The following is a 23,738-nucleotide window of genomic DNA, read 5'->3' on the forward strand; positions in this document are numbered from 1 at the left end:
CGTATGAGACGTTGAACTTCGATATTCATAATGACCTGTCATATCCCATATGACTAAGTAAGTACTTTTTTGCTCATTTAGAGGAGGGATATCATTGGATGCATTTGTTTCACGCTCATTAGATGAAATACGTTTTTGGTCCAGGATTATGAAGGAGCATTCCTTTTTTCTGGGGTTAGGCTTTAGAGCGGAAGATACTCAACTTAAAACAGAAGCCAATCGGTTTTACGCTATCTTTGAGGATATTGAGAAAAGATCGTATGAATTTAATATCAATACAGATCCTTATACAATCAAAGAGTTTAATACGGAAGTACAGAATGCGGCGACAAATATTTGGGCATTTAAGAGGATGGTATTGGGGCTTATATTACAATGCAAACTTCCTGGACAAACCAATTTCCCCTTGCTGGTAGATCATGTAAGCCGGGAAGCGAATTATTTCAGAAATCGTTTAGGGGAACTCAATTCAGGAACGCTTGAACCCTTACCTGATGCTATTATTGATGAAAATATTTTTTTCTTAAAGATCATGGCTGATCACGCAAAATTCATAGGCCATTTGCTGGATCCATCCGAACGCAAACTGGTTGAACAAGCTAGGGAGTTTAGTAATGACTTTGATACACTAATGTTTCAAGCGATTGATTTAAGTTATATGCGCCCACAGTCGCAGACCGTTCCACTTCTGAGTCAATTTGTGGATGAAAACCGTATCTCTGTTAAGTCCTTGCGAGATTTTAAGAAAACAGCGCGTGATTTGATTGACGAGTGCCGAATAAAAAGCATTATTCACCCTTTATTAGCTGATCATGTATTTCGTGAAGCTGAGCGCTTCCTCTTTATTCTCGAAATGTTTGATCAGTCCTTATCCGGCGTTAAGGTGAATAAGAAAGAAATCATGCACTGAGATTCCCAGCAAAACGAATATAGTTTCTGTAAAATGTGCATTGGAAATAAAGTTTTAGATTGAGCAAAAATTCAAACAGCGGCAGAACAAGACTTAAAAAGTAAAGTCTTAGACTGTCGCTGTTGTCATTCAACTAACGCATTCTAATAGGTGGTCATAACTTTTCTTTTCCATTAACTTTCAAGACCAATATTCACTAAACTTAGATATCCTCTGATGGATTGATAATCGCCAGAACCTGATGGTCCTCCCACTTTCCATTAATTTTTACGTTGCTTCGAGAAATGCCTTCTTTGTGAAAGCCAGCCTTCTCAAGCACACGGATGGACCCTGGATTCCGAGGAGAGGCTTCTCCGACGATCCGATGAAATTTTAGTTCATCGAAAGCGTAGCGAACCACCTGCTTCACCGCCTCCGTCATATAACCCTTGCCGTTATAGGCTTGGTCTAGGCTGTATCCGATCATACAGCTCTGAAGTGGTCCCCTTACTACAAAAGATAGACCTATGCTGCCTATAATCTGATTGTCTTCCTTGTGGCACACCACGAAGGAATATTTCCGATCCTCTACCATGTCAGCCTTACTCTTAATAATCGTTTGGAGCTGGTGCTCCTCCGTATAGTGCTCTTCTTGGTGGTTTGGCGAAAACGTATCAAAGAATTCCCGATTGCGTTTGTACATTGCTGTCAATTCTGTGACGTCCACTTCTTCTGGGAACCGGACGTATACTTGCTGCTCCGACATCTGTATCCTCCTTCCATACGATAATACTGAGAGAATTATATCATAGGGTGAAGATGTAGAATTGATTGGATGAGTGGTGTATGCCAGGTAGCATTTCTCAAGATTTCAACTAAAAATATATAGCGAAATGATCATATTGGATATAGTATTTTCTAAAAAAGGGAGGTTAGGAATTATGAATAATGCTTACGAAGTGCTCGAAGAGCGAATATTCGAATGGGAAACTTCTAATGATGAAATATAGCGATTTATATCGTAGGGTCCCGGGCAAGAGAATAAGCCCTTTGATGAGTTTTCTGACTCGATAAGACGGGAAATGGCAACCACATCATCCCTCAAACCACAATAATCCCAGATACTCCTCCGATATCTGAAGAGGCTTATCTACAGGTTGTTAATATAAGAGTATAAATATGCGTATCCGGATGAATTGTTTTCCCATATTCAAACCTAGGGGGGCAACATGATAAGCATAGATAAGAAGTCGGACACCCTCATTGTCGTGCTGCATGAGATTTATGGAATTAACCAGCATATACAAAATTATTGCAGCTTATTATCGGATGAGAATTACGACGTCATTTGTCCAAATTTAATAGGCAAAGAAACGCCTTTTAACTATTCGCAAGAGGAAGCTGCCTATGCCCATTTCATAAAAAATATAGGATTCGAACGTGCTTCTTATCATATTGAAAGTTTATTGTTAAGTATTCAAGCTCGCTATAAAAAGGTATTTATCGTCGGGTTTAGCATCGGGGCAACGATTGCCTGGCTGTGTAGCAAAGAAAAATATGTTGATGGAATCGTAGGATACTACGGCTCTCGTATTCGAAATTATTTGGAAATAACTCCACATTGTCCAACACTACTTTTTTTCCCACAGGAAGAAATATCATTTAATGTGGATGAGCTCATTTCAGCTTTAGACAACCATAATATCCGGGTACATAAATTCAGCGGACAGCACGGATTCAGTGATCCGTACTCTCCCCGATATCACGTACATTCAGCTCAGCAATCATTTATCGAAATGGTAGAGTTCTTCAGGAAGACTGATCAATAAAAGCAGTCGTTTGCTTCCAGCCCACACCTTTTTCACTGTTCTAGGGAAACGCACAGTCATAATGTGCGGATTAGTCATATGTATATACATCATTGACTATGAAAAGGAGATGTATGTGGCTGTGGCTACCTTTTATCAAGCTTTCAAGCTGAAGAGTCGGATATGGCGAACGATGCTCAAACGGAACGGAGTAACAGGGATTGGAGTAGGTTATGCTGATCCCAATAGACCGGCAAAGGGCGCGGCGATTGTGGTATACACCTTGAGAAATCTTTCGGCTGTGACGCAAACCAAATTGCAGGCAGTAACTCATAATATAAGTCAGGCTTCTGCGGTACCTATCCGAATTTTAGGTGTGGGTTCTTTCAAAAGGGAAGCGGCGACTCCTACCCAAACGAACCCACGCCAAAGATGGCGCCCCGTGCCCGGTGCGGTCAGTGTAGGAACAACGGTTCCCACCACTGCAGGAGGAACCGGAGGACTCATTGTTATTAAGAATAATACTTTGTTTATTTTGAGTAATGCCCATGTCCTAGTCCCGACGAATACAAATCAATTTCACAATACCATTCAGCCTTCTCCGGCAGATGGCGGCAGAACGGCGGATCAGATCGGGAGAGCTTTTCAATTTGTCCCGCTTACTACGACAGGTGTTAACTTTCAGGACTCTGCCATAGCTATTGCCAATTCAAATAGTCTGCTTAATCCGAGGTATCTGATTAACCAAAGTGGTGGTCTTATTACCGTGCCTGGGCACTTATTAAGTTATCGTCTGGGGATGACGTTTAAAAGAATGGCTAAAACAAACGGCTTCGCCAGAGGAGTCGTGGAGGCGATTGGCGTGGAACAAAGAGTGAGGGGCGATTCGGGAATCGAGATTTTCCGTGATCAAACCGTCATTCGTTTTACCCAGGGACGAACTGGACCTGGAGATTCGGGTTCCGTATGGCTGAATGACAGTAACGATCGGCTGAACAATTATGCAGCCGCAGTTCATTTTGCCGGATCTACTGATGGAATGCGTTCTGTATCTTTCCCAATTGAACGGGCGATGAGAACCTATGGAACCTTGGTTGCCATTCCGGCTGCTGCTGGAGGATATAAAGCAGGTGTGGCAAAAGGAAAGGCTCCAAAAAACAATTATGCCTATGTCCGGCCATTGACGAGAAAACAAAGGTCCTTGTCTCCAGTCATAACATTCAATGCGGGACAAGAAAAGCATTAGAACTATGATTACTTAGCCGATCTCTATCGAAAATACCTCTTTAAAACCTCTTTTACCCTCGGCTGTAATGCGTATCGCTCGGGTTGTGGGCAGATGCTCGACCCAATGTAATTCGAATAATCTGTCTAGAAGAGCACTTCCTAAAGCACCGGCAAGATGATGGCGTCGTTCACTCCAATCCAGGCATTTATGTGAGAAGGAGCGACGCTTTTGTCTTGTGTTCTTGAGGTTGATCTGAAAGTCAGCAAAGAAAATCTCTCCTTGTTGGGTGATATGAAGTCCGTCCTGATCCTCGGAAAGAATCCCCTTTTGCATGAAAAAACTCATGAGCTGTACGCCTAAATGACCCGCAACATGGTCGTAGCAAGTTCTTGCCAACCGTATGGCCTCGTTTTCGGAGGCTTGCTTGAATGACTTGATTGGAACAGGTGGAGCTATGGACAAAAGTGACTCCATCACCTGGGCAACCTCGGGGTCTTGAATGCCATAGTAACGGTGCCGCCCTTGTTTTTCTACAGTAATGACTTGTGCTTCGGTCATTTTAGCCAGATGGAAACTGGCGGTTTGCGGTTTGATGCCTGCCATATGGGCCAGTTCACTTGCCGTGTGGAATCTGCCGTCTAATAGAGCGGTGAGAATGGCTGCACGGGAAGGCTCGCTGACAAGAGAAGCAATCATGGCTACATTCGATTGGGTGCTCATGGCACGGTTATCCCCCTTTGTAATCCATACTTCGATGAAGGTTGAAATGTTTACATTTTACAATAAGGAGGCAGATCTGAACAGAAGGAGAATAAAACATGGACCCAATGAATCCAATAAATCAGATGAATCGTACCCCAAGCATAAAAACGATAAACCCTAGCATTTTATATTACGGAACCCCTGTGATTTTACTCAACACGCTGAATGAGGATGGAACGACCAATATTAGCCCTATTTCCTCCTCGTGGGCATTAGGAGATTGTGTGGTGTTAGGTATTGGAACAGGTGGCAAAGCATTAGAAAATATGGAGCGTCATCCCGAATGTGTAATCAATGTTCCTGGGCCTTCCATGTGGGAAAATGTAGAGCGTTTGGCTCCTTTTACAGGCAAGAATCCCGTTCCAGCGGAAAAAGAGAAAAATGGATTTTCATATCAAAAAGATAAGTATGAGATCAGCGGACTGGCTGCGATTGAATCGAATAGAGTCAAGCCCACCCGAATCAGGGAGTGCCCTATTCAAATTGAAGCCAAGGTGAAGGAGATGCGGATTCCTGACCATTCTCCTTATTTTGCGATCGTCGAAACCCAAGCCATACAGGTGCATGTTCATCAGGATATCATCCTCGGAGAGAATCATATTGATCCAGCAAAGTGGAGTCCGCTCATCTATAATTTCCGCCATTATTTTGGTCTGGGTGAGCATTTGGGCAAAACCTTCCGATCCGAAACTTGATGTTTCAATAAAACAATAATATCATACCTGAATAATGAGAATTATCTTCCCAAATAGTTCTTTTTGTGCGAGAATAGTTGAAAAATCATCCAAGACTACGCATACAGGAAGAGACGATTCATACAGCACGTATAACAAGGGAGGCAATAATCATGTCAGAAGAACGCAAGCTGTCATTCGAAACCCTCGCTGTCCATGCCGGACAAGAGATTGATCCTAATACCTTTGCCCGCGCCGTTCCGTTGTACCAGACCACTTCATATGGATTTCGGGATGCCGAGCATGCGGCTGATTTGTTCTCGCTGAAAGAATTCGGCAACATTTATACGCGTCTGATGAATCCGACTACGGATGTATTCGAGCAACGAATTGCCGCACTGGAAGGCGGAGCTGGCGCGTTGGCCACAGCTTCGGGAATGGCGGCGATTTCCTTCTCCATTCTGAACATTGCCGGAGCTGGAGATGAAATTGTATCGGCCTCCAGTCTGTATGGCGGTACATATAATCTGTTTTCTACTACACTGCCGAAATTGGGTATTAAGGTGCATTTTGTCGATTCGGATGATCCGGAGAATTTCCGCCAAGCCATCACGGATAAAACGAAGGCCATATTTGCCGAAACGATTGGCAATCCACAGGGCAATGTGCTAGATGTGGAAGCTGTAGCGGCGATTGCACACGAATATGGTATTCCGCTGATTGTGGACAACACGTTCCCAAGCCCCTATTTATTACGCCCTATCGAACATGGAGCGGACATTGTTGTGCATTCGGCAACCAAGTTTATTGGCGGACACGGTACGTCTCTTGGCGGGGTAATCGTGGACAGTGGCAAGTTTGACTGGAAAGCGAGTGGTCGTTTCCCCGGACTGACTGAGCCGGACCCAAGCTACCATGGAGTTGTATACACCGAGGCGGTGGGACCTATCGCGTACATTATCAAGGCACGGGTGCAATTGCTGCGTGACTTGGGAGCAGCCATTTCTCCGTTCAATTCATGGCTACTGCTTCAAGGCTTGGAAACATTGCATCTGCGGCTGGAAAGACATAGTCAGAATGCCCTGAAAGTAGCGCAATACCTCGAAAGTCACAAGGATGTGGAGTGGGTCAGCTACTCTGGATTGCCGAGCCATCCATCCTATGAGTTGGCCCAAAAATATTTGCCAAAAGGACAAGGGGCAATCTTGACCTTTGGTATCAAAGGCGGGAGTCAGGCGGGAAGCAAGCTGATTGCGAATGTAAAGCTGTTTTCTCATCTGGCGAATGTGGGCGATTCCAAGTCTTTGATTATTCATCCGGCAAGCACAACCCATCAGCAGCTGAGCGCAGAAGAACAGGTGGCTGCTGGAGTCAAACCGGAGCTGTTACGTTTATCTGTCGGGACCGAAGCGATAGACGATATTTTGTATGATCTGGAGCAGGCAATCGCGGCCAGTCAACAGTAATAAACAGTAGTTGGCGGCTAGTTAGCCCAGTGAGATAGGGCATTTTTGCAGCAGTCGCAAGTGATTTGTGATTCCAATCGGGTTTTGTTTAGGGTTTGAGCAGGCGGGGGTAACCTCTGCCTTTTTTGTTTGTTGACAATCATACCCCCATAGGTATATATTATACCCCATAGGGTATATGAGGAGGGGAAGAAATGGGTAAGAGGATAGTTATTATTGGCGGGGTAGCAGGTGGAGCTTCTGCTGCGGCGAGATTGCGTAGATGGAATGAGGAAGACGAGATTATTCTGTTTGAACGCGGTGAGCATGTTTCTTTTGCAAACTGTGGTCTTCCCTACTATATTGGGGGGACAATTCAGGCACGGGAGAAGCTGTTTCTCCAGACGCCTCAAGGCATTAGAGACCGATTTAATATAGATGTTCGGGTGCTGAAAGAAGTAATACAAATAGACCGCGAGCATAAGCTTGTCCGTTACCGCGATATGATCACAGGAGAGATGGATGAGCAGGCGTACGATATTGTGGTATTGTCGCCGGGAGCCAAACCGATGATACCAGACATTCCCGGACTACATGAAGCTACAAATGTATTTACGTTAAGAAACATTCATGACACCGACCTTATTAAGGCATATGTAGATGAAAGGCAACCCAAGCATGCCACGATAATTGGTGCTGGATTTGTTGGGCTGGAGATGGCTGAAAATTTGCGGGAGCGTGGACTTGCAGTAACCGTTATGGATAAAGGACAACAAGTGTTGAATCCGCTTGACCCTGAAATGGCCAAACTGGTGGAACAGCATATGCAGCTGAACGGGGTGGAGGTGCGTTTAGAGGAAGGAGTCGCAGCTTTTGAAGAACAGGGTACACGGTTACGTTTGACCTCTGAGGAGACGCTTCAGACGGATATGGTTATTTTGGCGATTGGCGTGGTACCTGAAAATGAGTTGGCCAAGCAATGCGGATTGGAACTAGGTTTTCGCGGCGCTATTCAGGTGAATGCACAGCTGCAAACCAGTGATCCGTCCATTTATGCGGTAGGTGATGCCATCCAGGTCAAAGACCGCAATCATGGGTTTGTAACGATGGTATCGCTGGCCTGGGGAGCCAATCGGCAGGGGCGTTTGGCAGCGGATCATATTAATGGTCAGCCGATTTCCTATGATGGTGCGCTCGGAACATCCGTAATTAAGACATTTGCATTGACCGCAGCTTCTACAGGTAACAATGAAAAAACATTGCAGCGGCTGGCTGTTCCTTATCAGACTATTCATATTCATCCTGGTTCACATGCCGGTTATTATCCTGGCGCGTCACCCATTTCTATGAAGCTGCTCTTTCATCCGAAGACCGGGATGATCTACGGAGCGCAGGCTGTTGGGGCTGACGGAGCCGACAAAAGGATTGATGTTATTGCGACGGCGATTCGCGGCCATTTAACCGTCCGTGAGCTGGCAGATATCGAGCTTGCTTATGCACCTCCTTATTCTTCAGCTAAAGATCCAGTGAATATGGCGGGTTACGTAGCTTCGAACATCATGGATGGGCTGGTCCAGACGATACAGTGGCATGAAGTTGACGATTTTCACCGCAATGGTGGTCTTGTTATTGATGTCCGGGATGCGATGGAGCTACAGGGAGGAGCGATTCCAGGTTCTATTCATATTCCACTGGCCGAGATCAGAGAGCGGATGTCGGAAATTCCTCGTGATCTGGAGATCGCGGTATCCTGCCAAGTCGGGTTGCGCGGCTATCTAGCGGCCAGAATTCTGACCCAATTCGGATATCGGGTGAGGAACGTTGATGGCGGCTACAAGACGTACTCAGTTATGGCTAAACGTGATCATCTTTTAAAATAGTTCATCACCCATCCAATTTGATTAAGATGATCCGTTACTTCGCCGTGCAGCGCACCAAAGAAGGTATCTTGTAGCTCTACAGTGATGGTGCCTTTTTCGGATAGTACATGGTAAGCCTGTTTAAGCTCCTCCTCACTCTCACAGTCGAGAATGATTTGGACATGCTGTGCTTTCAGTGGTTTACCGTAGGAATCGGAAAAATGGATATGGCTGCTGCCCAGGTGCAGTTCGGCATGTAAGAGCCTGCCGTCCTGCTTGTTCAGTACTTTGATTTTCCCGCCTAAAACAGATTGGTAGTAGTCAACCGACTGCTGCACATCGTTCACAATGACAAAAGGACTTGCACTTCTCATAAGATCAATTCCTTTCATTTCTTCTATGTAGGGTTGTCTGCTACTATACATTATTTACATTGTCGGCAGGGTTTAGCCCTTTTCTAATCAAATTATGGCTTGGTTCACTGTGTGACGTCTGTTACAATAGAAGAGGTATATATGATGGATAGAAAAGAGGTCGAACAGGTGGGCACTTCAGCGATTTGGGAAGCAGTTATCTATTGGGTGATCTTGGTGATTTCTGCTCTGTGTGTAATTGCAGTATCTGGTAGTCGTAAGACCGCAAGCACAATTATTTTGGCACCCGTTGTTTTGTTCTGTACCATATTTATGATGCAGGGCTCGGTGTTTACTGCTATGAAGCATCCGACCATGGGGGCTAATGTCGGCTTGGGTATGGCGTTTCTGACCACATGGGTAGTCAGCGGAATATTGTTTGCTATAGCGCTTGTGATTGCTTTTATTAAATATAGCAAAAAGAACAAGGCGTAGTTCAGCCTTAACCTCAGATGAACAAAGGCTTTCGGTGATGTACCGAAAGCCCTTTTTGTATTCTCAGTTAACCATAGAGGATGTCTTCGTTCATCTGCGTCTTCTCATGAGCAAAACAACGATCAGCGCAATGATGATTACGATCAATAGAAACTTCATATTCGATAACCTCCTTGATCTGTCTCCTATTTGATATTAACCATTTTTGATAAGTGTGCACCGATGCATCCTAAGCAAGTATCTATTGTCAAATGTTTGGCGAAAATGTGATTGTGGGATCAAAAAGAGGTTTACAGGCTTAGCTGGAAAGTGTATACATAAAGTAAGGAGGCGATTGCCATGAGTGATCGTACATTTCATTTGTTTTATATTATTTTCTTGACGGTTTTGGCGCTTGGAAGCGTTGGAGGAATCTCTTGGTGGTTGCGCTCTATCGGTCGTCAGGAAAAGGAAAAAAACTAAATTCAGCATGGGCATACAAGCCCGTATGCATCTTCCAGTAGGAGGGTGCATTTTTATGTGTTATAATGGGAACATATGTTCTTTAGGAGGGGTAACGATGTTGCCGGATTTGGAACGGAAGCTACTACGTATTTTGTATAATTATTTTGCTCAGCATCGCCATATGCCTACAATGGCTGAATTGTCAGCAAAAACGGGTAAGCGAGACCCTGAAATTACAGCTGCATTGCGACATATGGAACAAGAGCGCTATATCACATGGGAAACTAACACAGGTACCCAGCATATTGTTTTACTGGAAGGATGGGAGCGTCCTTCCAGCTACAAGTCTGCCCAAGTGGAAGCTGGACGCCCTACTACTCAAAAGGTACAGTCCGGTAGTATGGAATATTGGACGAATTATTAGTAGCCATATAAAGCTGGAAAATTAATGAGTTTTTAAGGTGCATATCATTTTGTTTTAAGAAAGCAAGACTATAATGACCCTATTAACCCCTTTTTGATCAAGCTATAGGCCCTGTCGATGTATCGGCAGGGTCACTTTTTTGTTCATAGATGCGTTTTCCGTATATGAAAAATCCCCCGGGGATCATCCGGAGGATCTGCGCAGCTTGCGTATACTGCACGGCCTGCTCAAACTTCATCGTTTGACGGCATAATATATATTTAACCCCTGCTACCTTGTATTATATGGTCAGCATGTTCATAAGGGGCAGTCTGATTCCTCTGTTTATTTTCCAAACGACAAAAGCCCTACCTCTCTTTCGTCCTTGCGGCTCCGATGACCGCGCCAGTGTGAATGTGAAAATCTTCGGCAAAAGCTCAAAATTCTACATTAGGGTTATACATAAAATTTGGAGAAGCTCCATGCGGTGATAGGAGTATAGCTTCTTGCGTGGAATCCTATGGGGTTAATACATACTAATACAGTATAACAATAATGATTCTAAAACACAAGGGATTTTTGGTTTTTTTGATTGTAGACTGGAAATAATGCACTTTCTGCAATGGATTAGACTTATTTTCATTTGCAGAGAATAGAGGCTGTGATAAATTGCCCTGACAGAGCGTACGAATTTTGGAATAGTGTAGTTACACGAAAGATGGAAGGAAACAAGAACTATGACTGCCTCAAGGAAAGACAAAAAAACATCACAGAATAACTCGCCCTCAGTCTGCACATGCATTAATCTGCGTCGTGCCTCGATGGCTGTAACAGGGCTGTATGACCAGTATCTGGCTCCAAGTGGACTCCATATCAGCCAGTTTTCGCTGCTCAAGCACTTAACGGTACTGGGACCGGTAAGCGTAAGCGAATTAGCATCGGAGATGCGACTCGACCGAACCACGCTTGTGCGCAATTTGAAGGCCCTGGAGCAAAGTGGGTATGTGGAGGATACATCCGCTGAGGGAAGCCGGAACCGCTGCCTTACCCTGACAGAGAGAGGAAAAGCGTTATATAACGATGCAGCAGAGCTCTGGGAGGAGGCGCAGTTATTTTTACAGAAGTCACTGGGAAGCGCCGATTTGCAGATATTGACCGCACTGTTATCCAAAATTGAAAAATTGAGACTGTGATTAGCCTTCGCCTAATAAGGGAGGTCATGCTGACCTATTCGTGTATATACACGAATAGGGATTCAGATATGTAACGCAGCCATTCATCGGTAACCGGGTATCCGCCAGGAATTCGAGAGAATCACAATAACTTAAGAAGAGGGATGTGGATAGGATGGTAACGCCCGTACCAGACATGAAAGAACTTATCGCAGCCGAGATGAAGGCCTATGTGAGCGAAGACAAGGGCAATTTCTGCGAAGAATTACAGAGCCCTTACTACGAGGAACCGATTATTCAATTTGCAGAGGCCAATGATCCTTTGTTTGAGGATTATAAAAGAGTGGTGGGCCCCGACCATGCTACGCCGCAGGAAGCCTTCGAACGGACCTTCGGCACAGGAAGTTTTGGTGGAGGCACCGTTGTCAGTGTTGTGCTGCCGATCAGTGAGACGATTCGCAAGGCCAATCGTGCGCAAAAAGCAAGAGCCTCCAGAGAGTGGGCGCTGCTGCGGACCTTTGGCGATGAATATTTTGTGCGGTCGGCAAGGTACCATTTGGCGGGATATCTGACTGGACTTGGCTATCGAGCTGTGGGGCCGCTGGATACGGATTGGTACAACATCCACGGTGCCACAGGTGGTCCGGTCTCTAATTGGTCAGAACGGCATATCGCGTATGCAGCCGGTCTCGGCACCTTCAGTATCAACGATGGCTTCATCACCGAAAAAGGAATTGCCATCCGCCTGCTGTCTGTAGTAACGGATCTGCAGGTGCCGCCTGATGTCAGAGTATCCTCGAACCTGAGCCATACCGGTAACTGTCTGCTGTGCAGCAAAGGCATTTGCGGTGTGTGCATTACCCGCTGTCCTGTACAGGCCATCAGCAAGGAAGGCGGTCATGACAAAATCGCCTGCATGAAATTTGTGTACGGCGAGGAATCTCGAAAGTGGGCAGTGTTAAACGGCGGTGAGGCTGAATCGGGTGCCGGTTGCGGACTTTGCCAGACCAAGGTGCCCTGCGAAAGCCGGAATCCGATGCGGACCGCTCGCTAGTGTTATTTTCCTAGGATTCATGCAAATTGCTCATAGAAGAAGGTTAACTTTTGACGGCTGGACTCCGATATTGAATACAAAGATATTTTATGAGCGTACGGATGAAAAGAGGGGTAGCATTTTGCCGATCTATAAGCGCTTTATTCAGCATGTTATCCTGAACTATATTATAGGTTCATTTATTGCTGTACTACTGGTATGTATGATTTTTGTATTTTCCACGTTAAATGTAGCCCACTATGAGCTTTTGGGTCTTGTCAAAATTGTTGCATTTTCCAGCGTCATTATGATTGTCTGTGAAACCATAGTGTTTCGAATGCACTTAAGACCCGTTCATCGTTTTTTCCAAGGCAATCAGGAGACACTCAAGGATGTAGAAGCGGTGTATATCCGGGTTCATCATCTGCCTAATTTGTCAGTTTTACGTATTGTCGGACCGCATTTGCTAGGCTTCTCTATCCCGGCAGCCGTCATTGCATTATGGATGATACATACTGGACAACTTACCTTTCCCTTTTATTATGTAGGAATCGCCTGTATAGGAGCTTGTTTGGTCGCTTCCATGCATGCACTGGTTGAATTTTTTCTGACCATGAGAGCAATCAAACCGCTGCTGGAGGAGATTCGGGATCGAACCTATCAGCAATATGGATTGAACCTGTCCCTGCGAGGTCGAGTTTTGCTGTCACTTCGGCATAAATTTCAGTTAAGTGCAACGTTAATTGGTGCTTTTCCTCTATTTCTGTTTTGTTTAGCTACGCAGATTCGGCTGGAACATTTGGAGGCGACGGATTCCGGCTCCTATTGGGCATGGGCGGGTACGATTTTAATATCTGGTGTAGCCTTTGCTTATTTGGGAGGCAGGCTGCTAACCCGTGAGATCGAACAGCCGATCCATCACTTGTTGGAAAAAATGAATGAAGTGAAGGAAGGCCGCCTGAACAGTAACGCCAGTGACTTGTATTCGGACGAATTTGCGGAGCTGGTCGAAGGATTTAACATGATGATCGAGGGCCTGAAGGAACGAGAGGAAAAAAACGGTCAGCTATTAGACAGTTACTTTGCCACTTTGGCTGCAGCGTTGGATGCGCGGGATGCCTATACCGCAGGACATTCGTTGCGCGTGGCTGAATACTCTGTACTCATTGGGCGAAAGGGCGGTTTGGGCGAGACGGACCTCGACTTGCTGCGTAAAACAGCCTTGCTGCATGATATCGGTAAAATCGGTGTGGCTGACGCTGTGCTGTTTAAGGATGGCAAGCTGACGGACGAGGAGTTTGACCAGATTAAAATGCACCCGGTTATGGGGGAGAGTATTCTTCGGCAAGTGGAGCCTGCTTATGCTATGGCCCCTTATCTACCCGGCGTGCGCTCGCACCATGAGCGTTACGATGGCAAGGGATACCCTGACCAGCTCTCCGGGGAAGACATCCCACTATTTGGGCGCATCATAGCCGTAGCAGATGCCTATGATGCGATGACGTCGGATCGTCCCTATCGGAAAGGTATGAAGGAAGAGAAGGCGGTTATGATATTGGAAGAGGGTAAAGGAACCCAGTGGGATCCTTACTTTGCCGAATTATTTGTCAAGGAGTGGCGCCGGAACAAAGGCATTCCAAGCTGACTCTATAGATACTCCCACTAGGGCGAGCCGTTGCGGTTCGCTTTTTTTATACACACACGCAAGCCTCTTGGATATGTCGAAAGATGGGGCTTCATGTTATGATGTACGAGTAAGGCAAAATCGGCTAGCATAGGCCTGGCATCCAATTTCTCGCGCAATGGGAGTGTGAATCCATGCAATTTTCAACGATGTTTATAATGAATTTGGGGATGCTGATTGCCGTTGCCTATGTGGCGAACGTGATTTATAAATATGGTTTGAGTCGTACGTCTACGCGGTTCAAATATGTCAGCTCAGTGTTGCTGGTGGTATTTGGCGGATGGGTCAGTTCTTGCTTTGGCTTTAATTTCAATGAAACGGTTATTTTCGATCTGCGTTTTGTTCCGCTCATTATCGCAGCATTGGTGTATCCCCGTTCCTACACGCTGATTATTATTGGGGTAGCAATCGGTCTTACAAGATTTACCTTCGGTCTGAATATGGCGGCGTGGGTCGGCTTTCTGAATATGAGCATTTTGGGCATATTATGCGCCGGTTTGAACTACTGGATGCGCCGCTCCACTTGGCGCTTGATTATTAAGGCATCTGTAACCATTTTAGCGGTTAATATTGTAAATACGTTAAATATTGCCTTCCTGGGCGTCATTCCCTGGCGCTATTATGTAGCAGAGGTCGTTCCTCTTACACTGCCTATCGGCGTTATCCTTAGCTTTTTATTTGCACTGATATTACGTGATTTTCAGATGGAGCAGCAGCGAAACTATCAGATTCAGCAGGCGAATGAGTTGTTGTCAGAGCAGCGTGATCAGCTGCAAAAGGCAAAGATTATTTTAGAGGAACGCGCCAAGCAGCTGATGATGGCTTCCCAGTATAAATCGGATTTTATGGCAACGATGTCGCATGAGTTACGTACACCTCTTAACAGCATCATTAACCTGGCACAGATTATCAATGAGCAGGGAAAAGAGCTAGATGAGGACGAGCTATACCAGTACAGTGATCTAATTTATGCCTCGGGCCATGATTTGCTCCAACTGATTAATGACATTCTGGACTTATCCAAGGTCGAGGCTGGGCACATGGAAATCGTAAGTGAGCCAGTCAGTGTGCGTGAAATTGCGCATGGGATGATGATGCATTTTGATGTCACAGCGAAGGATAAAAACCTGGAATTCAGCCTGAACGTGCATGAACATGTACCGGATGAAATCCGATCCGATTCCAAACGAGTACAGCAAATTTTACGCAATCTATTGTCCAATGCCTTTAAGTTTACTCATGAAGGGCGTGTATTGCTGGAAATCAGCACACAGCATCTGGATCGAAAGGGTCAGGAGGGAGACTGGGTTGTATTTGCTGTAAAAGATACAGGCATCGGTATATCCAAGCTTCAGCAGCATGTTATTTTTGAGGCATTCCAGCAGGCGAACGGTTCGATTAATCGTAAATATGGTGGAACTGGGCTGGGGTTGTCCATCAGCCGTGATTTTTCCCGCTTGTTAGGCGGATTTATCCGTCTGGAGAGTGAAGAAGGCAAGGGAAGTACTTTTTCCCTGTACCTGCCTATGTGTCCGTCCGACAGCAAGGAGGCGGACGAACAGCCGTTTAAATTAACCTGATCACAATCATGGGACAAGGAGCGTTAGGAGGTATATCATGGAACGTAAAGCGGTCGTTGTGGGTGGCACAGGGCTTGTCGGGGGTTATGTTGTACGGGAGCTACTGGTGCAAAAAGAATACACCCGCGTCATGGTTTTGGGCAGGCGTCCATTGGACATCAAGCATCCCAAGCTAGAGCAGGCGCTCATCGACTGGGAACAACCACAGAAGTCGGCCTTCGCCCTCGAAGGGGTGGATGATGTGTTTTGCTGCCTTGGGACAACGATGAAAAAGGCTGGCTCTAAGGAGCAGTTTCGACAGGTGGATCTGGACTATCCGGTTCTGACAGCCCAGTTGGGCAAAGAGGCTGGAGCAGTACAGATGCTTGCGATCTCTGCGATGGGCGCTGACCCGGATTCACGTGTGTTTTATAACCGTACTAAGGGTGAGGCTGAAGAGGCGCTTGCCGCGATCGGATTGCCTGCACTGCATTTGTTCCGTCCGTCGCTTATTTTGGGAGCGAGATCTGAACGACGATTTGGCGAAGCCGCTGCCACGATTGTCATGAAAGCGCTAGATGGCCTAATGACGGGCAGGTTCGCTTCCTATCGCGCCATTCCCGCTTCGTTCATCGCACGAGCTATGGTACGAATTGCTCTCGCGCAGGCGAGCGGTGTACATATTTATCCGAATGACATCATTCGGGTCATCGGTGCAGAACTAACCTCCGATGATGAGGAACCTGGTACAGGAACGACTCCTGATGACAATGTCTAAAACCACGCTTAGGATTAGAAATGATAATAACGCCGCTGTTGCCCGATCATTCGGACAGCAGCGGCGTTATTCGTGTTTTATGGGTGGTTTGTATTTTGTGGCACATCGATCGTAATTTCTAATTCATCGATGTAATGGCGTGTCCAGTTACCTTTAGCATCGAGTAGGGCGCTACCTCCTGATTGGGTTGGCAAGATATATGGCTTGAAAATGATCTTCTGGGGAGTGTCCACAAAAGGAGTAAACAGTGTGATCATTTTGCTGTCACGTTCTTGGGTATGGGGAACTCCAGAACCGCTCAGCAATTGAAGTTCTCTTCCCTGCTCGTCGAATACAGCATAATCGAGTATATCCAATTCCTTTTTGGTGTACTGGTTCGTGTGTCCATTCTTCATGTTATTGTACTCTCGTTCCACGGTGTACTCATCCGGCATATGTGCAATATCAGTCAGCATTTTGAACGATGTTGTAATCTTGGTCGTGATAGGGGTCATTTCTAACTTTTCTACCGTAAATGCAAGATACGGATTAGATTTGCTCATTTGCGGCTGAAGTATCTTGTTGTTTATTTTAGTTTTGTGAACCGTGGTTTGTATGCGGAACGGCTCGGATACACCTTTTAACTTTGCATATACCTCTAGCTCAAACTGATCTGGTAAGGCGGCTTTACCACTGGCAGGGTCACGCATATACGCAATCAGCATAGAATTATTGTCTTTGCCCGGACGACCATACATGAGATTAAAGGCGCTACTGTTGCTGTCGACCGACGTCCCATTGATGAACAGGTCTATTTTCTCCACTATATCCTCTTCCTGCCCTTGCGTATTGGTAGTGGGATACAGGGGTTCATGTTGTGAATCCCCACCGCTTTTTTCCAACGCTACGACCAAGCGTGTCCCGTCAAATATGATTTGAGGTACTTCCAATGTAATACCGCCATGGGTAACGCTGAGATTCGATGAAGTGGCCAATCCTTTCTGATCAGCGGTTTGCAGCCCCAGATCCCCAGCGAGCTTGAAGACGCTATCGACAAGGGGGACCTGTTTCAATGATTCCGCCATTGTAGGCGAAACATAGGCGCTGCCAATGATCATAACGCCAATGAGCGCTGCAGAAGCAGCGGTAATTGCAGTTCTCCGAAGAAACCTTTTAACGGGTCGATGAGAGGATGAACGGTCGGGTAGCAGGTCAGAATCTGATTCCATTTGTGCATAAAATGCGTCTAGGCGTTGCCTTACCAAATCAGGGATGTCTGCCATATCTGCTTCCAAGTTTTCTTTTTCCAATTGTAATTTCTCATCCAGCTTTTGTTCCTGATTCTCATACTCTGAAGGATTCATTGAAAGGTCACCTTCCTTTCTCCGCGATTTTGTAGCAGATCCATTAATGTTCTGCGAGCACGGTGCAATCGTGTTTTGACGGCACCCTCTGATAGGTCCAGTAGCTCTGAAATTTCCCTGATCGGCATATCACGCAAATAGTGCAGGGAAATCACGGTTCGCATGGATTCCTCCAAGTGGTCGATGGCCTCGCGCAGCTCGATTTTTTCGTATCCGCCCGAGGTGGACGGTTCCTTTATAAATTCCGCGACGGGTACAACCCGTTTTTGCTTGCGGATCATGAGATGGCATTCATTAATGAGAATACGAAGCAGCCATGTTTTAAAATAGCGAGGTTCACGCAGCTCACCCAGAGACTTGTATGCTTTGAGCATCGCTTCTTGTATTGCGTCCGCGCAATCCTCATTGCTGCGAAGAATGGAACGCGCCATGCCATACATATCGGATTCCATCTGTTTCATCAAGGCGACGAACGCCTTGCGATCCCCGTGCCTTGCTTGGTATACGTTTGTTTCGAGATTCAAAGGATGGTGCTCCTTTCCCGTCTATACTAGCTATGATCAATGTAATTGTACCTGTATTTGAATTTGTACAATCTATTGTGTAGCAGGTTACAAGAATTAGATGATACATGGGCGCTAAAGGTTACAGCGGAAATAAAATTATGTAGCACCATCGCAATAAGGTTTCTTTAGAGAAACCTAACGTGTCAAACCGTCGCACGGAATAGTGGCTTTGGACTTCACATGCTATAATACGGTGAACCAGTATCAGGAAGGAGAATCCAACCCCTATGAAAAAAACAATTGCTACTGAAAAAGCCCCCGGCGCGATCGGGCCCTATAGCCAAGCGGTAGAGGCAGGCGGGTTTATTTACACATCAGGACAGCTTGGGCTGAATCCAGCAACAGGTGAGTTCGGCAAGGATGTACAGGAGCAGGCTCGCCTGTCCTTGAGCAATGTACAAGCCATTCTGGAAGCGGCAGGCAGCAACATGAACCAGGTTGTGAAAGCGACTGTATTCCTGAAGGATATGAACGATTTTGTCAGTGTCAATGAGGTGTACAGTTCCTTCTTCGAGCAACCATACCCAGCACGGAGTGCGGTGGAGGTAGCTCGTCTGCCTAAGGACGCACTGGTGGAGATTGAAGTCATTGCATTGAAGGGCGAATAAGTTACCAGGGTTCGTTTATTAAATACAAAGTCTGCATGGAACCGGGTGTCACTACTATAGTGGCATCCGGTTGTTTTGAATGTAATGCGTGTTGTTCGGAGTGTCCAATACATAGGCTCTGAACAAGGGATTGAAAGAAAACTGATCTCTGGATTAGAAGATGTGTGTTATTTTAGTGTCGCAACCGGGAAATTACGCAGATATTTTGACTGGAATAATGTTAAGGACCCTTTTAAAGTGCTTAAGGGAATTTCTCAAGCATACCGAATTATAAAGAAAGAAAAACCGAATATTATTTTTTCAAAAGGCGGGTTTGTTTCCGTTCCTGTGGTATTGGCTGGGTGGTTGAACAGAGTCCCCGTCATCATCCACGAATCCGATCTTACCCCTGGATTAGCGAATAAAATTTCCAGCATGTTTGCTACCGAAATTTGTACTACTTTTCCTGAAACAGCTGAATATTTTCGCTCAAAGAATACCCGATATATTGGTGCTGTTGTGAGAGATGAGCTAAAAGAGGGGAAGGCGGCCAAAGGGTTAGCCTACTGCGGTTTTACTCGAAATAAGCCCATCATGCTCATCATGGGTGGGAGTTTAGGCTCCAAGAAGATCAATGAGCTGGTTTGGCTGAATTTAGAGGCTTTGCTCGCTCAATTTCAAATCGTGCATATTTGTGGTAAGAACCAAGTGAATGATTCTATTCGTACGAATGGTTATCAGCAATTTGAATACATAAACGATGAACTGGCGGATGTAATGGCGATGGCAGATATGGTTGTTTCCAGGGCAGGTTCAAATTCCATTTTTGAATTCTTGACGTTGCGTAAGCCTATGCTGTTGATACCTCTTTCAAAAGCAGTCAGCAGGGGGGATCAGATTCTAAATGCAAAATCATTTAAAGCACAAGGCTTGTGTGAAATTTTAGAAGAAGAAGAGCTGGAATCTGAACGCTTTGTCGATATGATTCTTCGTTTGTATGAAAAAAGGTTGGATTACATTCACAATATGGAGAAAATTAATACGGATCAATCGACAAGCAAGCTTTTAGATTTGATTAAAGTCTATGCCTGATCATATTTTAGAAAAAACAAAGCAAGCGAGCTTGGGCTAAATGATTCAGACCCATGCTCGCTTGTGCTTGTGCTAGGAGATGATATTCGTTTCCTTTAATCCCGGTCTCGATTACGGGCAAAGAATAGCCATAGCGCGTACACCAGGATGATTGCCGACAAGACCCATGCAGCCAGCCGTACATTTTCATTGTTTGGATGCTCGATGGCGATGGCGACATAGGCCCATACAAATACAAGTGGGTAGATGCTGTCACGATAAGGAAAGCTGACCAAGATGGCCAATACGGTGCCAATAAACAGGATGATGATCGCCCATAGCGTATCGCTGAGACCCCAGCCACTCCATTCATTCTTTTCCAATGCTACTGCAATGTTGATGATGGTAGCCACAGATACCCAACCGAGATTCAGACTGAAAGGAAGCTTGACGAACCACATTTCTCCGCGAGTTGGCTGCGGTGTACGAGTACGTGTATATACGACGAATAGGGAGAGCAAGTATAAAATAATGACGATCACGCATAGTTCTACGTATACATACTGCCATAGGAAAATCCAGATGATGTTGAAGAGACAGCTCAAAATAAAGAAAATACCGATAGATTGAACGCTTGTCCTGGCTTGCCCTGTAGATGTAGATTGGTACACGGCAAAACAGGCGAGCAGCACGTAGATGACCGACCAGATGGAAAAAGCGTAACCTGCTGGCGTAATTAAGGTAGGGTACATGTTGGATACAGCAGCGGTGCTTCTTCCGCCAATAGGAAGTGTAGAAGCCAAAATATTAACGAGAACGACAGCGATGAATGCAATAATATTCCACCATTTATACGGATGGCTTCGTGACATAGGAATAACTCCTCCTCAACGAATGATATTCAAAATGACCGACTGGTCACTATCTTCTACTATGAATATACCCACTTTGCTTTCAAATATGTCCGAACGGGGAAAAGTTTCTTGATCCCAATAAAATCATAAAAAGTAGTATGTATATGCATTCATATGTAGTACAATGGTAAAAATTTTAAGCACTATATAAGCTGAAGGAAAAGTTCACATGGCGTGCCAACTATGCAGCCAGAAGATGCTTCCGATGTGCATTTTCTCAAATCAGCTTATATAGAAGTAAGGGGATCAGTAGAATGAGAGGATTAGAGAAAGTAGGAAAATTTGTAGGTGGGACCTTTTCCATCTGGGTGCTTTTATTTGCATGTTTGGGATTTTTCTTTCCTACGGCGTTTACAGGGTTGAAAGGATACATACAGTTATTTCTGGGCATTGTCATGTTCGGGATGGGGCTGACTTTATCTGCGGCCGACTTTCGTGAAGTGTTCCGGCGTCCAGTGGATGTGGCTATAGGAGTGGTAGGGCACTATCTGATCATGCCGTTTCTCGCCTTTGTATTGGCATTAGTATTGCAGCTTCCACCGGATATTGCGGTGGGTGTCATTTTGGTCGGCTGTTGTCCAAGTGGAACTGCATCCAACGTAATGACGCTCTTATCCAAAGGAGACGTGGCGCTTGGCGTATCGATCGCTTCAGTGTCGACGCTGGTTGCTCCACTGGCAACCCCAGCGATGATTAGTCTGCTTGCCGGACGCTGGATGAATATTGATGCGAAGTCGCTGATCATGGATATTCTCATCGTGGTTATTGTCCCTATTGTGCTGGGTGTAATCGTCAAATCGCTATTCCGCAGACAAGCGGAAGCCAGTGTCAAGGCGCTGCCGCTCATTTCAACCATGGCGATTGTACTTATCGTGGCTATTGTGGTTGCAGGCAGCAGAGGCAAGATTTTGGAGACAGGTCCGATTATTTTTGCTGTGGTTATTTTGCATAACGGTATCGGCTTTCTGCTCGGATATTGGTTTGCCAAGCTATTCGGCATGGATCTTTCCAAGCGTAAAGCCGTTACGCTGGAAACAGGAATGCAGAATTCCGGGCTGGGCGCTGTGCTGGCAGCGGCTCATTTTAATCCGATTGCTGCTGTACCGAGTGCGATTTTTAGCGTGTGGCATAATATTTCCGGCTCGTTGCTCGCGACCTGGTTTTCACGCCGGGAGGAGAAAGATAGCATAGCCGGAAGCAAATAAGCGACTGTCAATAGCTGATGTAAAGTGGCTAAATTTCGGACTTTTCGGACAGTTTAAGGGAGGTCAAAAAGGTTGGATTTGACTTTATAGGGGCGGATCATTATACTGTGGTTATTATAACCACTGTATTTAAGTAAGCAACAGCAAAGAGGCTTCGTCATGGAAGGAAAATGACATTGAATTCGTATTCGTTTCATGCTCAATAGCCCTATATGATCTGATCTGACTTAAACTGAAGGAGAGAGAACGAATGAACCCGAAATATAATCCTTTATTTGAAGCTTATACCCTGCCATCCGGTGTTACATTGAAGAACCGCATTACGATGGCTCCTATGACTAACTTTGCTTCCCACGAAAATGGCGAAGTCAGTGACCAGGAACTGGCATACTACCGTGAACGCTCCGGTGGTGTGGGCGCGGTTATTACCGCTTGTGTGTATGTAACTCCAGATGGCAAAGGATTTGTTAATGAGTTTGGTGCGGACAAGGATGAAATGATTCCTAGCCTGCGTCGTCTGGCGGATACGATTCATCAGGAGGGCGCGAAAGCGATTCTGCAAATTTATCATGGTGGCCGCCTGTGCCCACCGGATCAGATTCCAGACGGACAACCGATCAGTGCAAGCGCAGTAGCTGAGGAAAAAGAAGGCGCACCTGTGCCGCGTGAAATGACATCTGACGATATCCACCGCGTCATCCGCGCCTATGGCGAAGCAACTCGCCGCGCGATTGAAGCAGGCTATGATGGTGTAGAGCTTCACGGAGCGAACGGTTACCTGGTGCAGCAATTCTTCTCTCCGCATTCCAACATTCGTACCGATGAATGGGGAGGAAGTCTTGAGAAACGCTTGACCTTTCCGCTGGCAATTGTTCACGAAGTGAAGAAAGTAATCACAGAGCATGCGAAGCGTCCATTTATCTTCGGATACCGCTTGTCTCCTGAGGAAGGACACACGCCAGGCATCACGCTGGATGATACGATGGTGCTTGTAGACCGTCTGGCGGATGAAGGGCTGGATTACCTGCACATTTCCGTAAATCATTTCTTCGGCGGTTCGTTCCGCGACCGTAGTGACGAACGTTCACGTACGGTTCTGATTCATGAGAAGGTTGGGAACCGTGTACCAGTCATGGGAGTGGGTTCCCTGAATACACCAGACGAGGCGCTTGCAGCACTGGAGACAGGTGTACCGCTTGTTTCACTGGGACGTCCGTTGCTGATGGAGCCGCAATGGGTTCAGAAAGTGCAGAACGGTACAGAGGATACCATTCGCACGACATTGTCCAAGCAAGCCCAGCAGGAGCTGGTCATTCCTGACTACTTGTGGGGTGCGCTGACGACTATTCCTGGCTGGATGCCTGTTACGGACTAAATTTTAAATAATAATACCCTAGGCTGCTTTTATACGCCTGGGGTATTTTCTTGTCTCGTGACTGTGAATTACAATTACGTAGGAATAACAC

24 protein-coding genes are annotated in these 23,738 nt (G+C 45.8%); 18 read left to right on the forward strand and 6 right to left on the reverse strand.

Annotated elements, in window-relative coordinates:
- Nucleotides 1-94: 94 nt before the first annotated feature.
- Nucleotides 95-910 (forward strand): DUF2935 domain-containing protein, encoded by an 816-nt coding sequence (locus tag G9G57_RS16185; protein ID WP_016819466.1) that lies wholly within the window; start codon nt 95-97, stop codon nt 908-910.
- Nucleotides 911-1,112: 202 nt separating this feature from the next.
- Here G9G57_RS16185 and G9G57_RS16190 read toward each other — a convergent pair whose 3' ends face one another.
- Nucleotides 1,113-1,655 carry a GNAT family N-acetyltransferase gene (locus tag G9G57_RS16190; protein WP_016819467.1) on the reverse strand — a complete coding sequence of 181 codons (543 nt, stop codon included), beginning with the start codon at nt 1,653-1,655 and terminating at the stop codon, nt 1,113-1,115.
- Between the two features lie 463 nt (nt 1,656-2,118).
- Here G9G57_RS16190 and G9G57_RS16195 point away from each other — a divergent pair, with 463 nt between their 5' ends.
- Together G9G57_RS16195 and G9G57_RS16200 are read left to right on the forward strand one after the other, a co-directional pair.
- Nucleotides 2,119-2,718, forward strand: a complete 600-nt coding sequence (locus tag G9G57_RS16195; protein ID WP_164965246.1) for a dienelactone hydrolase family protein — start codon at nt 2,119-2,121, stop codon at nt 2,716-2,718.
- Nucleotides 2,719-2,827: 109 nt separating this feature from the next.
- Nucleotides 2,828-3,943: a hypothetical protein gene (locus G9G57_RS16200; protein WP_238799309.1), complete on the forward strand. Its 1,116-nt coding sequence runs from the start codon at nt 2,828-2,830 to the stop codon at nt 3,941-3,943.
- Between the two features lie 12 nt (nt 3,944-3,955).
- Here the strand turns inward: G9G57_RS16200 and G9G57_RS16205 are convergent, their stop codons facing one another.
- Nucleotides 3,956-4,645 (reverse strand): ArsR/SmtB family transcription factor, encoded by a 690-nt coding sequence (locus G9G57_RS16205; protein ID WP_019686005.1) that lies wholly within the window; start codon nt 4,643-4,645, stop codon nt 3,956-3,958.
- Between the two features lie 98 nt (nt 4,646-4,743).
- On the opposite strand from G9G57_RS16205, the gene G9G57_RS16210 reads away from it, so the two are divergent.
- From G9G57_RS16210 to G9G57_RS16220, 3 genes are all read left to right on the forward strand, one after another.
- Nucleotides 4,744-5,382, forward strand: a complete 639-nt coding sequence (locus G9G57_RS16210; protein ID WP_019686006.1) for a flavin reductase family protein — start codon at nt 4,744-4,746, stop codon at nt 5,380-5,382.
- Nucleotides 5,383-5,534: 152 nt separating this feature from the next.
- Nucleotides 5,535-6,827, forward strand: coding sequence for a homocysteine synthase (locus tag G9G57_RS16215; RefSeq protein WP_019686007.1), 1,293 nt, complete (start codon nt 5,535-5,537; stop codon nt 6,825-6,827).
- A gap of 194 nt (nt 6,828-7,021) precedes the next feature.
- Nucleotides 7,022-8,686 carry a CoA-disulfide reductase gene (locus G9G57_RS16220; RefSeq protein WP_019686008.1) on the forward strand — a complete coding sequence of 555 codons (1,665 nt, stop codon included), beginning with the start codon at nt 7,022-7,024 and terminating at the stop codon, nt 8,684-8,686.
- Here G9G57_RS16220 and G9G57_RS16225 read toward each other — a convergent pair.
- Nucleotides 8,671-9,039 carry a VOC family protein gene (locus G9G57_RS16225; protein ID WP_019686009.1) on the reverse strand — a complete coding sequence of 123 codons (369 nt, stop codon included), beginning with the start codon at nt 9,037-9,039 and terminating at the stop codon, nt 8,671-8,673. The two genes, G9G57_RS16220 and G9G57_RS16225, sit on opposite strands and share 16 nt — an antisense overlap.
- 141 nt (nt 9,040-9,180) lie before the next feature.
- Here G9G57_RS16225 and G9G57_RS16230 point away from each other — a divergent pair, with 141 nt between their 5' ends.
- From G9G57_RS16230 to G9G57_RS16260, 8 genes are all read left to right on the forward strand, one after another.
- A complete protein-coding gene (locus tag G9G57_RS16230; RefSeq protein ID WP_016819475.1) occupies nt 9,181-9,513 on the forward strand; it encodes a hypothetical protein in 333 nt (110 codons plus the stop codon).
- Between the two features lie 339 nt (nt 9,514-9,852).
- On the forward strand, nt 9,853-9,975 hold the full coding sequence (locus G9G57_RS26235; RefSeq protein ID WP_016819476.1) for a hypothetical protein: 123 nt from the start codon (nt 9,853-9,855) through the stop codon (nt 9,973-9,975).
- A 97-nt stretch (nt 9,976-10,072) separates the two neighbouring features.
- Nucleotides 10,073-10,381 (forward strand): hypothetical protein, encoded by a 309-nt coding sequence (locus G9G57_RS16235; protein ID WP_019686010.1) that lies wholly within the window; start codon nt 10,073-10,075, stop codon nt 10,379-10,381.
- 716 nt (nt 10,382-11,097) lie between these two features.
- Nucleotides 11,098-11,553: a MarR family winged helix-turn-helix transcriptional regulator gene (locus G9G57_RS16240; protein ID WP_019686012.1), complete on the forward strand. Its 456-nt coding sequence runs from the start codon at nt 11,098-11,100 to the stop codon at nt 11,551-11,553.
- Between the two features lie 154 nt (nt 11,554-11,707).
- Nucleotides 11,708-12,586 (forward strand): (Fe-S)-binding protein, encoded by an 879-nt coding sequence (locus G9G57_RS16245; RefSeq protein WP_019686013.1) that lies wholly within the window; start codon nt 11,708-11,710, stop codon nt 12,584-12,586.
- A gap of 121 nt (nt 12,587-12,707) precedes the next feature.
- Nucleotides 12,708-14,210 (forward strand): HD-GYP domain-containing protein, encoded by a 1,503-nt coding sequence (locus G9G57_RS16250; protein WP_029514805.1) that lies wholly within the window; start codon nt 12,708-12,710, stop codon nt 14,208-14,210.
- A 173-nt stretch (nt 14,211-14,383) separates the two neighbouring features.
- The gene (locus G9G57_RS16255) at nt 14,384-15,829 is read left to right on the forward strand and encodes an ATP-binding protein (RefSeq protein WP_016819482.1); all 1,446 of its coding nucleotides are present in this window, start codon (nt 14,384-14,386) and stop codon (nt 15,827-15,829) included.
- Nucleotides 15,830-15,866: 37 nt separating this feature from the next.
- Nucleotides 15,867-16,586 (forward strand): NAD(P)H-binding protein, encoded by a 720-nt coding sequence (locus tag G9G57_RS16260; protein WP_016819483.1) that lies wholly within the window; start codon nt 15,867-15,869, stop codon nt 16,584-16,586.
- Between the two features lie 77 nt (nt 16,587-16,663).
- Here G9G57_RS16260 and G9G57_RS16265 read toward each other — a convergent pair whose 3' ends face one another.
- Together G9G57_RS16265 and G9G57_RS16270 are read right to left on the reverse strand one after the other, a co-directional pair.
- The gene (locus tag G9G57_RS16265; protein WP_016819484.1) at nt 16,664-17,929 is read right to left on the reverse strand and encodes a DUF4179 domain-containing protein; all 1,266 of its coding nucleotides are present in this window, start codon (nt 17,927-17,929) and stop codon (nt 16,664-16,666) included.
- Nucleotides 17,926-18,453: a sigma-70 family RNA polymerase sigma factor gene (locus tag G9G57_RS16270; protein ID WP_016819485.1), complete on the reverse strand. Its 528-nt coding sequence runs from the start codon at nt 18,451-18,453 to the stop codon at nt 17,926-17,928. The genes G9G57_RS16265 and G9G57_RS16270 overlap by 4 nt, the downstream gene beginning before the upstream one ends.
- A 269-nt stretch (nt 18,454-18,722) precedes the next feature.
- Between G9G57_RS16270 and G9G57_RS16275 the strand changes: the two genes are divergently transcribed.
- Both G9G57_RS16275 and G9G57_RS16280 read left to right on the forward strand, forming a co-directional pair.
- Nucleotides 18,723-19,103 (forward strand): RidA family protein, encoded by a 381-nt coding sequence (locus G9G57_RS16275; RefSeq protein WP_013308546.1) that lies wholly within the window; start codon nt 18,723-18,725, stop codon nt 19,101-19,103.
- Nucleotides 19,104-19,187: 84 nt separating this feature from the next.
- Nucleotides 19,188-20,174, forward strand: coding sequence for an undecaprenyldiphospho-muramoylpentapeptide beta-N-acetylglucosaminyltransferase (locus G9G57_RS16280; protein ID WP_019686015.1), 987 nt, complete (start codon nt 19,188-19,190; stop codon nt 20,172-20,174).
- A gap of 95 nt (nt 20,175-20,269) precedes the next feature.
- Here the strand turns inward: G9G57_RS16280 and G9G57_RS16285 are convergent, their stop codons facing one another.
- On the reverse strand, nt 20,270-21,025 hold the full coding sequence (locus G9G57_RS16285) for a tryptophan-rich sensory protein (RefSeq protein ID WP_019686016.1): 756 nt from the start codon (nt 21,023-21,025) through the stop codon (nt 20,270-20,272).
- A gap of 296 nt (nt 21,026-21,321) precedes the next feature.
- Between G9G57_RS16285 and G9G57_RS16290 the strand changes: the two genes are divergently transcribed.
- Both G9G57_RS16290 and G9G57_RS16295 read left to right on the forward strand, forming a co-directional pair.
- Nucleotides 21,322-22,272 carry a bile acid:sodium symporter family protein gene (locus G9G57_RS16290; RefSeq protein ID WP_164965248.1) on the forward strand — a complete coding sequence of 317 codons (951 nt, stop codon included), beginning with the start codon at nt 21,322-21,324 and terminating at the stop codon, nt 22,270-22,272.
- A gap of 250 nt (nt 22,273-22,522) precedes the next feature.
- On the forward strand, nt 22,523-23,647 hold the full coding sequence (locus G9G57_RS16295; RefSeq protein ID WP_016819487.1) for an NADH-dependent flavin oxidoreductase: 1,125 nt from the start codon (nt 22,523-22,525) through the stop codon (nt 23,645-23,647).
- Nucleotides 23,648-23,738: the final 91 nt, after the last annotated feature.

Origin of the sequence: Paenibacillus sp. EKM211P (genome assembly GCF_011066175.1) — a bacterium.
Classification (GTDB): domain Bacteria; phylum Bacillota; class Bacilli; order Paenibacillales; family Paenibacillaceae; genus Paenibacillus; species Paenibacillus polymyxa.